General features: G+C 69.3%; 11 protein-coding genes. 9 read left to right on the forward strand and 2 right to left on the reverse strand.

The window, feature by feature from the left end; all coding sequences use genetic code 11:
• The first annotated feature begins 125 nt into the window (after positions 1-125).
• Together ACWEKM_RS12780 and ACWEKM_RS12785 are read left to right on the forward strand one after the other, a co-directional pair.
• Entirely contained in the window at positions 126-1,448 is a 1,323-nt protein-coding gene (locus tag ACWEKM_RS12780; RefSeq protein ID WP_451621198.1) for an MFS transporter, read from the forward strand.
• Positions 1,449-1,503: 55 nt separating this feature from the next.
• On the forward strand, positions 1,504-1,986 hold the full coding sequence (locus ACWEKM_RS12785) for an LppU/SCO3897 family protein (protein ID WP_451621199.1): 483 nt from the start codon (positions 1,504-1,506) through the stop codon (positions 1,984-1,986).
• A gap of 110 nt (positions 1,987-2,096) precedes the next feature.
• On the opposite strand, the gene ACWEKM_RS12790 is transcribed toward ACWEKM_RS12785, so the two are convergent.
• Positions 2,097-3,539: a CCA tRNA nucleotidyltransferase gene (locus tag ACWEKM_RS12790; RefSeq protein WP_451621200.1), complete on the reverse strand. Its 1,443-nt coding sequence runs from the start codon at positions 3,537-3,539 to the stop codon at positions 2,097-2,099.
• 256 nt (positions 3,540-3,795) lie between these two features.
• Between ACWEKM_RS12790 and ACWEKM_RS12795 the strand changes: the two genes are divergently transcribed.
• The 7 genes from ACWEKM_RS12795 to trxA all read left to right on the forward strand — a co-directional run bounded on the left by ACWEKM_RS12795 (position 3,796) and on the right by trxA (position 13,764).
• The gene (locus ACWEKM_RS12795) at positions 3,796-6,183 is read left to right on the forward strand and encodes a DUF6049 family protein (protein ID WP_451621201.1); all 2,388 of its coding nucleotides are present in this window, start codon (positions 3,796-3,798) and stop codon (positions 6,181-6,183) included.
• Positions 6,184-6,229: 46 nt separating this feature from the next.
• The gene (gene murJ, locus ACWEKM_RS12800; RefSeq protein WP_451621202.1) at positions 6,230-8,674 is read left to right on the forward strand and encodes a murein biosynthesis integral membrane protein MurJ; all 2,445 of its coding nucleotides are present in this window, start codon (positions 6,230-6,232) and stop codon (positions 8,672-8,674) included.
• 118 nt (positions 8,675-8,792) lie between these two features.
• Complete coding sequence (locus ACWEKM_RS12805) at positions 8,793-10,517, forward strand: protein kinase family protein (RefSeq protein ID WP_451621203.1); 1,725 nt, start codon at positions 8,793-8,795, stop codon at positions 10,515-10,517.
• A 26-nt stretch (positions 10,518-10,543) separates the two neighbouring features.
• Positions 10,544-11,290, forward strand: coding sequence for an RNA polymerase sigma factor SigM (gene sigM, locus ACWEKM_RS12810; RefSeq protein WP_451621204.1), 747 nt, complete (start codon positions 10,544-10,546; stop codon positions 11,288-11,290).
• The gene (locus tag ACWEKM_RS12815) at positions 11,287-12,228 is read left to right on the forward strand and encodes a hypothetical protein (RefSeq protein ID WP_451621205.1); all 942 of its coding nucleotides are present in this window, start codon (positions 11,287-11,289) and stop codon (positions 12,226-12,228) included. Before sigM ends, ACWEKM_RS12815 begins: the two co-directional genes overlap by 4 nt.
• Before the next feature lie 192 nt (positions 12,229-12,420).
• Positions 12,421-13,389, forward strand: a complete 969-nt coding sequence (gene trxB / locus ACWEKM_RS12820; protein WP_451621206.1) for a thioredoxin-disulfide reductase — start codon at positions 12,421-12,423, stop codon at positions 13,387-13,389.
• Positions 13,390-13,431: 42 nt separating this feature from the next.
• A complete protein-coding gene (gene trxA / locus ACWEKM_RS12825; RefSeq protein WP_451621207.1) occupies positions 13,432-13,764 on the forward strand; it encodes a thioredoxin in 333 nt (110 codons plus the stop codon).
• Between the two features lie 109 nt (positions 13,765-13,873).
• On the opposite strand, the gene ACWEKM_RS12830 is transcribed toward trxA, so the two are convergent.
• The gene (locus ACWEKM_RS12830) at positions 13,874-14,491 is read right to left on the reverse strand and encodes a GNAT family N-acetyltransferase (protein ID WP_451621208.1); all 618 of its coding nucleotides are present in this window, start codon (positions 14,489-14,491) and stop codon (positions 13,874-13,876) included.
• Positions 14,492-14,621: the final 130 nt, after the last annotated feature.

Below are 14,621 nucleotides of genomic sequence, written 5' to 3' on the forward strand. Positions count from 1 at the left end.
GTGTAATAATATCCGCCGGCGCCTGGTCGGCGGCACGCCCCCCCTAAAGCCCCCCCCCCCGGGGGGGGGGGGGCCCCCCGGCCCCCCGCCGCGGGGCACCCCGCCCGTGTGTGAGGCTGTGCCCCATGCCCGTCGTCCGTGACCTGCGCGTCCTGCTGCGCTTGCGGAACTTCCGCCGCCTGCTCTCCGTACGCCTGCTCTCCCAGGGCGCCGACGGCGTCTACCAGGTCGCGCTCGCCGCATACGTCGTCTTCTCCCCGGAGAAGCAGACCTCGGCCGCCGCGATCGCCTCGGCGATGGCGGTGCTGCTGCTGCCTTACTCCCTGGTCGGCCCGTTCGCGGGTGTCCTGCTGGACCGCTGGCGGCGCCGTCAGGTCTTCGTCTACGGCAATCTGCTGCGTGCCGTTCTCGCGGCGGCCACCGCCGTCCTGATGGTCAGCGACGTCCCGGACTGGCTGTTCTACGTCTCCGCGCTGTGCGTCACCGCCGTCAACCGCTTCGTCCTCGCCGGCCTGTCCGCGTCGCTGCCGCGCGTGGTGGACGCCGAGCGGCTGGTGATGGCCAACTCCCTTTCGCCGACCGCCGGTACGCTCGCCGCCACTGCGGGCGGCGGTCTCGCCTTCGTCGTACGGCTGGTGGTGTCGGACTCCGACGCCGCGGTGGTGCTGCTGGGCGCCACGCTCTATCTGTGCTCGGCCCTCGTGTCGCTCACCATGGCACCCGAACTGCTCGGCCCCGACCGGGGAGCGCTGCAACCACACCTCGGCACGGCTCTCGCGGACACCGCACGCGATCTGTTGGCGGCCGTGCGGCATCTCGCCGAGCCCCGGCGCCGGGAGGCGGTGTGGGCGCTGTCCGCGATGACGCTGATGCGCTTCTGCTACGGCGCGTTGCTGGTCCTGGTGTTGATGCTGTGCCGGTACTCCCTCGCCGCCACCCCCGACGACGGGCTCCGGCTGCTGGGGCTCGCGGTGGGGGTGTCCGGCGCCGGCTTCTTCGTTGCGGCCGTGGTGACCCCCGGGGTGGTGGGACGCATCGGACCGGGTCGCTGGATCGTCGTGTGCGCCGGAGCCGCCGCGATCCTGGAGCCCGCGCTCGGCCTGCCGTTCGCGACGGCGCCCATGCTGGTCGCCGCGTTCATGCTGGGGCTGACCACCCAGGGCGCGAAGATCGCCACGGACACGATCGTCCAGTCGTCCGTGGCCGACGGTTTCCGTGGCCGGATCTTCTCCGTGTACGACGTCCTGTTCAACGTCGCCTTCGTGGGTGCCACGGGGGTCGCCGCCCTGATGCTCCCGCCGGACGGCCGGTCGACCGTGCTGGTGGTCGTGGTGGCCGTTGTCTACGCGGTGGTTGCGGCGGCTATGGGCCGCTTTGAGCGTCGGAGAGTGTCACATCAAGGACACAGAGGCCCCCTCGATGAGGGCGATGTCAGTGGCAGCCGCTAACTTACGTGAGTCTTATTTCGCGCCACGCGCACCAAAGGTTCCAGGGGGACCCCTCGTGTCAACTCCACCGCCGCCCCAGGGTCAGGCTCCCAACCCGCCGCAGGGTCAGGCCCCTTACCCACCCCAAGGCGGTCAGCCGCAGCAGCCTTACGCCCCGTTCCCCGCTCAGGGTGGTCCCGTCCCCCCGCCGCAGCCCGCCCGGTCCGGCCGGGTCGGCAAGAAGGCGATACGCATCATCGGCGGCCTCGTCGTCGCCGTCATCGTGATTGCGTTGAAGTTCGGCGCCGGCTGGTTCCTGAGCCGTGACGACGCGGAGACCACCTCGGCGGGTTCCTGCATGCACAACGACGGGTCGTACACCGACCCCAAGCTCAATGAGGTCGACTGCTCCTCCAGCGACTCCCAGTACCAGGTTGTCGAGAAGTTCGACGGATCCAGCGACCAGGAGAAGTGCGCATCCGTCAAGGGGTCCACGATCGCCTACGTGCAATCGGGCGGCGGTCACGACGTGGTGCTGTGCCTGAAGGAGACCAAGTAAAAGCTCAGGCGATCTGATGGCCGAGGGGCGATGTTTCACGTGAAACATCGCCCCTCGGTGGTTCCAGTCCGGGGTCATGTTTCACGTGAAACATGACCCGTTTCATGGCCTCAGCCCTGCTCGGCCCACCACTCCTTGAGCGCCGACATTGCCGCGTCGTACCCCATCGGGCCGTTCTCCAGCCGAAGCTCCAGCAGATGCTTATAGGCCCTGCCCACGACCGGGCCGGGTGCGACCCCGAGTATCTCCATGATCTGGTTGCCATCGAGGTCCGGCCGGATCGCATCGAGCTGCTCCTGCTCCTGAAGCTCGGCGATCCGCTCCTCCAGACCGTCGTACGCCCGGGACAGCGCGAACGCCTTCCGCTTGTTCCGGGTGGTGCAGTCGGAGCGGGTCAGCTTGTGCAGTCGATCGAGGAGAGGCCCCGCGTCACGGACGTAACGACGGACCGCCGAGTCGGTCCACTCCCCGGTGCCATAGCCATGGAAGCGCAAGTGCAGTTCGACCAGCCGCGAGACGTCCTTCACCAGGTCGTTGGAGTACTTCAGCGCCGCCATCCGCTTCTTGGTCATCTTGGCCCCGACCATCTCGTGGTGATGGAACGAGACCCGACCGTCCTTCTCGAACCGGCGGGTGCGCGGCTTGCCGATGTCATGGAGCAGCGCGGCCAGCCGGAGCGTCAGATCCGGTCCGCCCTCCTCCAGGGCGATCGCCTGCTCAAGGACGATCAGTGAGTGGTCGTAGACGTCCTTGTGTCGGTGATGCTCGTCGCGCTCCAGACGAAGCGCCGGCAGCTCGGGCAGCACATGGTCGGCCAGGCGGGTGTCGACGAGCAGCGCCAGGCCCTTGCGCGGGTACGCGGACAGGATCAGCTTGTTCAGCTCGTCCCGGACCCGCTCGGCCGAGACGATCTCGATCCGGGCGGCCATCTCCTTCACCGCCGTGACGACCTCGGGGGCCACCTCGAAGTCGAGCTGGGCGGCGAAGCGCGCGGCCCGCAGCATGCGCAGCGGATCGTCGGAGAAGGAGTCCTCGGGGGCACCCGGCGTACGCAGCACGCGGGCCGCGAGATCTTCAAGGCCACCGTGCGGATCGATGAACTTCTTCTCCGGCAGGGCCACGGCCATCGCGTTGACCGTGAAGTCACGGCGGACGAGATCCTCCTCGATGGAGTCGCCGTACGACACCTCTGGCTTGCGCGAGGTGCGGTCGTATGCCTCCGACCGGTAGGTGGTCACCTCGATCTGGTAGCCGTCCTTCTGCGCACCGACCGTGCCGAAGGCGATCCCGACCTCCCACACCGCGTCCGCCCAGGGCCGCACGATCTTGAGTACGTCCTCGGGACGGGCGTCGGTGGTGAAGTCCAGATCGTTGCCGAGCCGGCCGAGCAGCGCGTCCCGCACCGAGCCGCCGACCAGGGCGAGTGAGAACCCGGCCTCCTGGAAACGGCGGGCGAGATCGTCGGCGACGGGGGCCACCCGCAGCAGTTCGCTCACCGCGCGCTGCTGCACCTGGCTCAGGGCAGTAGGAGAGTCTTCGTTGGCGTTCGGCACAACAAAACAGGGTACGTGGCTCAGACCACCGGGAGCGCCCCCATTAGGCCCGGACGACCATCTCCGTCCGTACCAGCGCAAGCACCGCTATCACGGCACACTCGCACTTTCCGCTTGATACCGAGCATGCGGGACGGACCGTCACCGTCCCCGATCTTGTGAGGTGGACCGCGGCACTTCCCCTCAGCGCGCATCGTTACCATGCGTGGACGCACATTGCGACGACCACTGACGACGACGAGGGACGGGCGAGCGCGTGGCCGAGGCGGCAGACTTCCAGGGGACGGCTTCCTCACCTGCCCGCCGGTGGCTGCGGCGCACCGCGGCGCTGCTCGCCGCTGTACCTCTGCTGGCGGGTGGTTTCCTGCTGCGCACCGCGGCGCCCGCACAGGCCGCCTCCTCGGGCACCGTATCCGTCTCTGTGGACTCCCTCACGCCCAGCGCCCCCGCCGAAGGGGACACGCTGACCGTGTCGGGCACGGTGACCAACAAGGGCAAGCAAGCGGTCACCGACGCCCATGTGGGACTCCGTGTGGGCCCGCTGCTGACCACCCGCTCGGCCGTCGACAGCACCGCCCGGCGGTCCGACGACCCCCAGGGGATCTTTGCCGCCGAGGTGGGCGGCACCTACGTGGAGACCTTCGCCAAGCTCTCTCCAGGGGTCGCCGAGCGCTTCAGCATCTCCGTCCCGGTCGACCAGCTCGACCTCGGTCAGGACGGCGTCTACGAATTCGACGTCTCGCTCTCCGGTCAGACCTCCGCTCAGCCCTGGGAACAGGTGCTGGGCATCCGGCGCACCTTCCTGCCCTGGCAGCCGACGGAGGCCGGCACCCGCACGAGGACGACGTTCTTGTGGCCGCTGATCTCCAGCGTCAGTATGACGGCGAAGACCGGTCCCGGTGAGCACCAGACGCCGGTCTTCCTCAACGACGACCTCGCCAAGGAGATCTCTCCCGGCGGCCGGCTGGCCCAGATGCTGGCGCTCGGCACCGGACTCGACGTCACCTGGGTGATCGACCCGGACCTGCTGGCCACGGTGGACGCCATGACCCGCAACTACCAGATCCAGGGCGACGGCGACACCACCACGGCCGGCACTCACCAGGCGGTGGCCAAGCAGTTCCTCGCGGACCTGCAGAAGGCGGTGGCCGGCAAACAGGTCGTCGCCCTGCCCTTCGCCGACCCGGACCTGGCTTCCCTCGCCCACAACGGCACCAGCGTCACGGGCTCGCTCAGCCACCTCAAGGACGCTACGGACGTCGCCGCCACCACGGTCCAGACGGTGCTCCACGTCACACCGAGCACCGACTTCGCCTGGCCGGTGGAGGGCGCCGTCGACCCGTCGATCATCAAGGTGGCCACCTCAGCGGGCGCCGACAAGGTCATCGCCCGCAGCGACAGCCTCCAGGAGACCGGCGGCCTGTCCTACACGCCCTCCGCGGCCCGTCCGATCGGCGGCGGCACGACGGCGATCGTGGCCGACGCACGGCTGTCCACGGCGTTCGAGGGCGATCTGACAACGGGGGGCGCGACCACCCTCGCCGTGCAGAAGTTCCTCGCGCAGAGTCTCGCGCTCAACGCCCAGACCAACCGCCAGCGCAGCATCGTCGTCGCCCCGCAGCGCATGCCGACCGCGAGCCAGGCCCGGGCGATGGCCCAGGCGATCACGGCGCTGGAGGGCGGGAACTGGTCCCAGTCCCAGGAACTCACCGCCGCCGCCAAGGCCAAGCCCGACCCCGGTGCCACCACGAAGATCCCCTCCAGGTCCGCGTACCCCTCCTCGCTGCGCAAGCGGGAGCTGCCGCGGACGACCTTCGAGCAGATCGCCCAAACGCAGGACACGCTCGACAACTTCCAGGTGATCCTGACCGACAAGTCCCGGGTGGTGACCCCCTTCGGGCGGGCCATAAACCGGGAGATGTCCACGTCCTGGCGAGACAGGGGGGGCGCGGCGGGCGGCTTCCGGCAGGGCGTGGAGGGTTGGCTCGACCACCTGACCGACCAGGTCAAACTGATCGACAAGTCGGAGACGAAGCTCTCCGGCCGCAGCGCCACCATCCCGGTCACGGTCCAGAACAATCTGGTGCAGGACGTCGACCACCTGGTCCTGCGACTCCGCTCGACCATGCCGACCCGCCTCAGCATCGGCGGCAAGGCATACGCGGAGCAGCCCGTCGACGTCTCCGGCGGGCACAGCCAGTCCGTGAAGTTCACCACCTCGGCCAATGCCAACGGCCGGGTGACCGTCATCGCCCAGCTGTTCACGGAAGACGGCCAGGAGTACGGCGCTCCGGTCAGCTTCGATGTGAAGGTCACCGAGGTCACCCCCACCGTGATGCTCGTCATCGGCGGCGGCGTGCTGCTCCTCGTCCTCGCCGGCTTCCGTATGTACACGCAGCGCAAGCGCGCGGCCGCCCGGCAGGCCGAGGAGGACGGGCCGGACACCGCGGGGGAGAACGCCGAGGGGCCGCAGAACCCCGAAGGCCCTTCGGAGCGTCTCCAGGAGGACCCTTCGGCGCGCCTCCAGAAGGAGTCCGAGGCCCGTTCCGGGGGATCCGAGCCAGAGCAGCCGAGTGACCCGACGCCGGACACCGCATCGGAAAGCGTCGACCCGTCCGCGACGGGTGAGAGAGTGGACCGTTGAGCGATGTCGTGGCCGGTCGGCCCGGGGACGATGAGGTGGGGTAACCATGAACGCGCCGTACGACGGTGACCGCGGCCAGGGCGCGGCCGGCTCGGGCTACCCCGAGCCGCCGCCCGAACCCGGCCAGGTACCGCCGCAGCACGCGGCGGACATGTATCTCCAGGACGCTTACGACCAGGACCCCTACCGCGCGCAGGACCTCACCGCCCAGGACCCGGTCGGCGAGGCGCTCTACGACCGGGCAGCGCACCCCCCGCCGCCCCCGGGAGCCCACCCGCAGCAGTCGCTGTACGGCCAGCCGGCCCAGTCGCCCTACGCCCCCGACCCGCGCGTGTGGGCGCAGCCCCCGGCGCCCGAGCCGGCCGGGCCGACCCAGCACCTGCCTTACGGTGACGATCCCCGTACGACCCAGTTCGTGGGCGTGGACGACCTCGTCACCCACTCCGGCGAGGAGTACCACGAGCCGGACGCTTTCGCCCATCTCTTCCGGGACCAGCAGCAGGGCGGCGGGCAGCCGTCCATCGAGTCCCCGGCCGGACCCGGCCAGGGCGGCGGGCAGGGCCCGGTGGAGCAGTACCAGGCGGCCCCGCAACCTGGGAACCAGAACCCCGCCGGGCCGTATCCGGCACAGTATCCGGCGGCCCCCTATCAGGGGACGCAGTACCAGGGGGCCCAGTCCTCCGGGGACTCCTACCAGGCGGGGCAGTACCAGCAGGCGCAGTACCAGGCGGCGCCGCCCGTGGCCGGAGCGCCCGCACCGGCAGGTGCCGCTCCCCCCGGTCCCGCCGCCCCCAACGCTCCCAGTCCCGACGCCGCCCCGGCGGCCGCGCCCTCCTCCGCCGCCCCCGTCGCGAAGAAAGGCGGGCGTGCTTCCGGTCTGCTGAAGTCGAGTGCCGTGATGGCGGCGGGCACCATGGTCTCCCGCCTCACCGGTTTCGTCCGCTCCGCGCTGATCGTGTCGGCGCTGGGTGTCGGTCTGCTCGGTGACACCTTCCAGGTCGCCTACCAGCTGCCGACGATGATCTACGTCCTGACCGTCGGCGGCGGCCTCAACTCCGTCTTCGTGCCGCAGCTCGTACGCGCCATGAAGGAGGACGAGGACGGCGGCGAGGCATACGCCAACCGTCTGCTGACCCTGGTGATGGTGGCGCTCGGCGCGCTCACGGTGCTCGCCGTTCTCGCCGCTCCGCTCCTGATCCGCCTGCTGTCGGACCCGGTGGCGAGCGACCCGGCCGCCAACAAGGTCGGCATCACCTTCGTCCGCTACTTCCTGCCCTCGATCTTCTTCATGGGCATTCACGTGGTGATGGGTCAGATCCTCAACGTCCGTGGGAAGTTCGGCGCGATGATGTGGACCCCGGTCCTGAACAACATCGTCATCATCGTGACGCTCGGCATGTTCATCTGGGTGTACGGCACCGCGGCGAACTCCGGGATGAAGGTCACGAACATCCCGCCGGAGGGCCAGCGTCTGCTCGGCATCGGCGTGCTGCTCGGTCTGGTCGTCCAGGCCCTGGCGATGATCCCGTATCTGCGGGAGACCGGCTTCCGGCTGCGGCTGCGCTTCGACTGGAAGGGCCACGGCCTCGGCAAGGCCGCCGCGCTCGCCAAGTGGACCATCCTGTTCGTCCTCGCCAACCAGGCGGGCGCACTCGTCGTCACCCAGTTGTCCACCGCGGCCGGCAAGCACTCGCCCGTCGACGGCACCGGCTTCGCCGCCTACGCCACCGCCCAGCTGATCTGGGGCCTGCCGCAGGCCATCATCACCGTCTCGCTGATGGCGGCGCTGCTGCCGCGGATCTCGCGCTCGGCCGCCGAGAACGACACGGGCGCCATCCGCGACGACATCTCCCAGGGGCTGCGGACGACGGCCGTGGCGATCGTGCCCGTCGCGTTCGCCTTCCTGGCCCTCGGTATCCCGATCTGCACGCTGATCTTCGGCTCCTCGGGCACCAGCGAGGCCACCAACATGGGCTACATGCTGATGGCCTTCGGACTCGGCCTGATCCCCTACTCCGTGCAGTACGTCGTCCTGCGCGCCTTCTACGCCTACGAGGACACCCGCACCCCCTTCTACAACACGGTCATCGTGGCCTTGGTCAACGCGGGCGCCTCGGCGGCCTGTTACTTCCTGCTGCCCGCCCGCTGGGCCGTGGCCGGCATGGCCGCCTCGTACGGCCTCGCGTACGCGATCGGCGTGGGCGTCGCCTGGAAGCGGCTGCGCAAGCGGCTCGGCGGCGACCTGGACGGGGCCCGTGTCCTGCGGACGTACGCGCGGCTGTGCATCGCCTCCGTACCGGCCGCGGCGCTCAGCGGTGCGGCCTGCTACGGCATCGGCCACTCCCTCGGCCAGGGCGTCGTCGGTTCCTTCCTCGCGCTGGTGGCCGGCGGTGCCCTGCTGCTCGGTGTCTTCTTCGTCGGGGCCCGCCGCATGCGCATCGAGGAGATCAACTCCCTCATGGGCATGGTGCGCGGGCGTCTGGGACGCTGAGGCGGGGGTACCGCACAACCATCGTCCGCCTTCGTGTGTCGTGCTTAGCGGCAGACTGTGGGCACAATTGGTTTCGGCGTCGGAGAGCGTGCAACGGATGGGGAGGCAGGGAACGACGGTGGCGGAACGGAGCACGGCTGCCGTCGACGTGGCAGACAACAGCGGTGACAAGCCGCTGACCGCCAAGGCGGACCAGTCCACGGCCGACGGGGTGACCCAGAACGCGGAGCGGGACACGGACAACGACGAGGCACAGGGGAGCGACGGGTCCGAAAACCGCGAGAAGAATCCCTCCCCTCCCGAGTTGCACAGCGGTCACAAGCTCGCCGGACGGTACCGCCTCGAAGAGTGCGTCACCCGTCTGGACGGATTCAGCAGTTGGCGTGCGGTCGATGAGAAGCTCCGCCGGGCCGTCGGCGTGCATATCCTGCCTGCGAACCATGCGCGGGCCCGCAGTGTCCTGGCCGCCGCCCGCTCCTCCGCGCTGCTCGGCGATCCCCGCTTCGTCCAGGTCCTGGACGCCGTCGAGGAGAACGACCTCGTCTACGTCGTGCACGAGTGGCTGCCCGACGCCACCGAACTGACCACGCTGCTGTCCGCCGGGCCGCTGGAGCCGCACGACGCCTACCAGATGGTCAGCCAGGTCTCCTCCGCCATGGCGGCAGCCCACCGCGAGGGCCTCGCCCATCTCCGCCTCAATCCGAACGCCGTGCTGCGCGCCTCCACCGGCCAGTGGCGCATCCGGGGCCTCGCCGTGAACGCCGCGCTGCGCGGCATCAGCTCCGACACCCCGCAGCGCACGGACACCGAGTCGATCGGTGCCCTGCTCTACGCCGCGCTCACCCAGCGCTGGCCGTACGAGAGCGATGCCTATGGTCTGTCCGGACTGCCCAAGCACATCGGTCTGATCGCCCCGGACCAGGTGCGAGCCGGTGTCCACCGTGGCCTGTCGGAGCTGGCCATGCGTGCGCTCGTCAACGACGGCGCCACCGCCTCCCGGCACGAGGCGGCGTGCACCACGCCGGAGGAGCTGGTGAAGGCGATCGGCGAGATGCCCCGCATCCGCCCGCCGGAGCCGGCGTTCACCGCGCCGCCCGAGTACCAGCGCACGACGTACCAACAGGGCACCTACGGCCGTCCGGCGCCGCGTCCCGGCGTCACCCAGCCCATCCAGGCCCCGCCGCCCCCGCTGCAGAGCCGCACCGGCAAAGCCCTCAAGTGGGCGGTCTCCGCGCTGCTGATCGCCGCCCTGGGACTGGGCAGCTGGCAGCTCGCGGACGCCCTGATGCACCAGGGCGACCAGTCCGACGACACCAGCAACACACAGACGACGGACGAGGGCGACAAGAGCAAGGAGAAGTCCAAGCCGGCCACGGCGCTCAAGATCAAGGGCGCCCAGGAGTTCGTCGCCGAGGGGGACGCCCAGCACCCCAATGACGTCGCCAAGACATACGACAACGACACCTCGACGACCTGGCGGACCAAGACCTTCACCGAGGGCCCGTCCATCGCCCTGTTCAAGACGGGCGTGGGCATCGTCTACGACCTCGGCTCGGTGAAGGAACTCTCCACGGCGTCCGTCGGGCTTCGCTACGCTGGCGATCACACCACCGTCGAGCTGTACGCGTCCGACTCGCTGACGCCGTCGTCGCTCGACGCCATGGACAAGGTCGGCAAGGTCAGGACGGGTGGCACCAACGCCACGGTGAAGCTCAGCAAGCCGGTGAAGACCCGGTACGTCCTCGTGTGGCTCACCGCGGTGCCGTACTCGGGCGAGGACCCCACCGAGTACAGCGGTGCCGGATACAAGCAGGCCATCACCGAGGTGAAGTTCACGGACTGACGTTCACCGGAGGCGGAGGGGGTCAGATGGCGGACGGCACCGGATTCGACGGGGTGAGCGATCAGGATCTGCTCGCCCGGCACGTCAAGGGTGATCCCGATGCCTTCGGTGAGCTGGTCCGCCGCCACCGGGACCGGCTGTGGGCGGTTGCCCTGCGGACGCTGGGGGACCGCGAGGAGGCGGCCGACGCCGTCCAGGACGCCCTCGTCTCCGCCTACCGGGCCGCCCACACCTTCCGTGGACACTCGGCCGTCACGACCTGGCTGCACCGGATCACGGTGAACGCCTGTCTGGACCGCGCCCGCAAGGTGGCGTCCAGGAAGACCGCGCCGGTCGACGACACCGAGCGGCTGGAACAGCTGCTGGAGCCGCATGAATCGGCCTCGGCGCCCGTCGAGCGCAACGATCTGCACCGGGAGCTCCTGGAGGCCCTCGGGACGCTTCCGCACGACCAGCGTGCCGCTCTCGTCCTGGTGGACATGCAGGGCTACCCGGTGGCCGAGGCGGCCCGCATCCTCGATGTACCCACCGGGACCGTGAAGAGTCGCTGCGCTCGCGGCAGAGCCAGACTCCTGCCCTTGGTCGCCCATCTACGGGCGGAACAAACCGGGGACGACGCGGACGAAGCCGGCGACGACAAGGAGCCGGATCCGGCACGGAACCGGTCGCAGGGGACATCCGTCCCACCGGCAGCGGGCCCTGGGGACAGTGGCTCACAGGCATCGGGGTCCAGTGATTCAGCCGCAGTGAAGGGTGGAGGTGGGCGAGCGTGACTTCCTTGACGGATCCGACCGGGCACCCGGACGTCGCCGAGATCTCCGACTTCACCGAAAGCATGCTCCCGCCGTCCCGCACCACGGATGTACGGCGGCACCTCGACTCCTGCGATCTGTGCGCGGATGTCCATCGCTCGCTGGAGGAGATCCGCGGGCTCCTGGGAACTGTGCCGGGCCCGCCACGGATGCCCACCGATGTGGCCGACCGGATCGACGCCGCGCTCGCCGCGGAGGCACTGCTCGACGCCAGGGCGGCCGACGATCCCCTGGCCGCCGGGTACTCGGTCAGCGCCGCGCCCGACAGCTCCGACGGGAACGCCGGGACGCATGTTTCACGTGAAACATCGGCTCCGTCGGACCGGCCCGCCGGGCGTCCCCATGGGGCGACCGGACCGGGACGCAAGGATCGCCGCCGCGGGCGCCGTAGGACCATCGTCATGGGCGCCGTCCTCACAGCTGCCGTCCTGGGCGCCGGATCGTTGCTGCTCCAGACTCTCGGCACCGACCACACCGCTACGACCGGCCAGGGACAGCAGACCACCGCAGCCGGCACCTTCTCCGAGAAGAGCCTCCAGAGCCAGGTGACCGACCTCCTCACCACGCGTCGGGGCTCCCCGCATGGCTCCGACAGTCGGAGGCCGCGGCTGGATGTCGGGCCGGAGTCCGGTGTCCCGAGTGTCGGCGAAAGCGCGGACACCCTGCTCCAGACCTCCGCCCCGGTCCCGGACTGTATCCGGGACGGCATCAACAGCAGGGCCGACATCCTCGGCACCAAGAAGGGGACATACGACGGGAAGGACGCCTATCTCGTCGTGCTGCCCGATGCCGGCGACAGCACTCGGGTCACCGCGTACGTCGTCGACGCGGCCTGTGTCGGCCGCGAGCCGGTATCGCCGGGCACCGTTCTGTGGAAGCAGTCCTTCGCCCGTTCCTGAGCGCCCCCGGTTCGTCTCCTTGAGCGGCTGCGGTTCACCTCGGTCCACAACGACAACGCTCCTGTGGGGCATCCCCGTGTGCCCGGGCACACCGGGAATGCGGGCCCCGTAGGATCCGTTGGGTGGGGTGAGAGTTCTGAGAGGGGCTCCCACCGGTCGAAATGACGTAGACCAGAGACGAGGAATCAAGCCGTGAGCGACGTCCGTAACGTGATCATCATCGGCTCCGGGCCCGCCGGTTACACGGCGGCGCTTTACACCGCGCGCGCGTCGCTGAAGCCTCTGGTGTTCGAGGGTGCCGTCACCGCCGGTGGTGCGCTGATGAACACCACCGACGTGGAGAACTTCCCGGGTTTCCGCGACGGCATCATGGGCCCCGAGCTGATGGACAACATGCGGGCCCAGGCGGAGCGCTTCGGTGCCGAGCTGGTGCCGGATGATGTCGTCGCCGTCGACCTCACGGGTGAGATCAAGACTGTCACGGACACCGCGGGCACTGTCCACAAGGCGAAGGCCGTCATCGTCACCACCGGCTCCCAGCACCGCAAGCTGGGCCTGCCGAACGAGGACGCCCTCTCCGGCCGTGGTGTCTCCTGGTGCGCCACCTGTGACGGGTTCTTCTTCAAGGACCAGGACATCGCCGTGATCGGCGGCGGCGACACCGCGATGGAGGAGGCCACCTTCCTCTCCCGGTTCGCCAAGTCGGTGACGATCGTCCACCGTCGGGACACCCTGCGTGCTTCCAAGGCGATGCAGGAGCGCGCCTTCGCCGACTCGAAGATCAAGTTCGTCTGGGACAGCGAGGTCGCCGAGGTTCAGGGCGACCCGAAGCTCTCCGGTCTGAAGCTCCGCAACGTCAAGACGGGCGAGCTGTCCGACCTCCCGGTGACGGGTCTGTTCATCGCGATCGGACATGACCCGCGCACCGAGCTGTTCAAGGGCCAACTCGACCTGGACGGGGAGGGCTATCTGAAGGTCGACGCACCCTCCACCCGGACCAACCTGACCGGTGTCTTCGCCGCCGGTGACGTGGTCGACCACACGTACCGACAGGCAATCACCGCGGCCGGCACCGGCTGCTCCGCCGCTCTCGACGCCGAGCGTTTCCTCTCCGCCCTCGCGGACGAGGAGAAGGCCGAGCCCGAGAAGACCTCCGTCTGACCCCCTTCCGCCCCACCGCACGACCAAGTTAAGGAGCCCGCCGTGGCCGGCACCCTGAAGAATGTGACCGACTCCTCCTTCGACGAGGATGTCCTCAAGAGCGACAAGCCCGTCCTGGTGGACTTCTGGGCCGCCTGGTGCGGTCCGTGCCGTCAGATCGCTCCGTCCCTTGAGGCCATTGCCGCCGAGTACGGCGACAAGATCGAGGTCGTCAAGCTCAATATCGACGAGAACCCGGACACGGCCGCCAAGTACGGCGTCATGTCGATCCCCACGCTGAACGTCTACCAGGGCGGAGAGGTCGCCAAGACCATCGTCGGCGCCAAGCCGAAGGCCGCGATCGTCCGTGACCTTGAGGACTTCATCGCCGAGTAGTCGGCGGCGCCGTCGAACCGACGGGGCATGTTTCACGTGAAACACGAGTGGGCCAACCCGGATGGGTTGGCCCACTCGCTTGAGAGCGCCGACATCAGCGACGGCATTCCTAGAGCGGCCGAAGCGCTGGTTCCTTCTGTACAGCCCCCAAGAGCCGGTCGATGGCCATCTCCACATCTTCCTTCCACGACAGCGTCGTGCGCAGCTCCAGACGCAGTCGCGGGTAGGCGGGGTGGGGGCGTACCGTCTTGAAGCCCACCGCGAGCAGATGATCGGCGGGCAGGACGCAGGCGGGTTCCTTCCAGCGGGCGTCCCCGAACGCCTCGATCGCCTTGAACCCACGGCGCAGCAGATCCTTGGCGACCGTCTGCACCATCACCCGGCCCAGTCCCTGCCCCTGATAGCCGGGCATGATGAACGCGGTCATCAGCTGCACCGCATCGGGGGAGACGGGACTCGTCGGAAAGGCCGTGGAGCGGGGGACATAGGCCGGAGGCGCATAGAGCACGAACCCGACCGGTACCTCATCGACATAGACCACCCGGCCACAGGATCCCCAGTCCAGAAGGACCGCGGAGATCCAGCCCTCCTTCTCCACCGTGACCGTGCCCGCCTTTACCGCGGCCTCGCCGCTGACCGGGTCGAGTTCCCAGAAGACACACGAGCGACAGCGCTTGGGCAGATCCTGAAGGTTGTCCAGCGTGAGCGGTACGAGCCGACGCCCCATGAAGGCTGTTCCTCGCTTCCTATGCCCGCGGCATCGCGAGCGGCTGTCAATGCGCTCCGTTCCCTGAGCAGACTGCCGACGAAGCCGCCGAGCACGCCCAGCCCCAGGTCCGCGCTCATCAGTCCGGTCC

The sequence above is a fragment of the Streptomyces sp. NPDC004752 genome (assembly GCF_053601275.1).